The organism is Actinophytocola sediminis, from assembly GCF_054779715.1.
In genome coordinates this window covers 1-602 of sequence record NZ_BAAGXS010000120.1, presented here as the reverse complement: position 1 = coordinate 602, position 602 = coordinate 1, and the positions used below count along the sequence as shown (strand labels likewise).

At 76.1% G+C, this 602-nt stretch carries 1 protein-coding gene; it reads left to right on the top strand.

What is annotated here, in order from left to right; genetic code table 11:
• The first annotated feature begins 162 nt into the window (after positions 1 to 162).
• Complete coding sequence (locus ACYVIP_RS44580) at positions 163 to 453, top strand: hypothetical protein (protein ID WP_460407291.1); 291 nt, start codon at positions 163 to 165, stop codon at positions 451 to 453.
• Positions 454 to 602 lie beyond the last annotated feature (149 nt).

Below are 602 nucleotides of genomic sequence, written 5' to 3'. Positions count from 1 at the left end.
GTGCCGGCGCGTTCGGCGGGATGCCGATCGGCGGCGGCGCGCAGGGCGACCAGGACACCGAGCACACCAACAAGTACGACGAGGGCCTTGACCTGTTCGACGACCTGCCGCCCGCCTATCCTCCAGTGTTCGGCGCGTAGATCCGTCGGAAGGGAGCCACGCTTGTCCGGGTTCGAGACCGACCTGGCCGGGATCGGGGTCACGGCGGCCGTCCTCGCCGACACCGCCGACTCGCTGACCACCACCGTCGACGGGCTGACCGGCGGCGGCACGCTCGGCCCCGGCCGGCTCGACCAGGCGACCGCCGCGCTCATCGCCGCCACCCGCGAGCAGCTGACCGGCCTGCTGGCCGAGGTGACCGCCGAGGCCGCCATGCTCGCGTCGGTCCGCGCCGACTACACCGCCGCCGACGAGGACGCGCGCGCCGCGCTGCGCCGGGTCGACCCGTGGTGACCTACCGGGGCCTGGAGTTCGACCCGACACCCGGCAACCGCGCCGACGTCGAGCACGCGATCGCCCAGCTCGTGTCCGGCGCGGCCGCGCTGGTCGCGCTCGCGCCGGCACTGCGCGACGCCGCCGGGCACGCGCGCGGCTGGCACGGC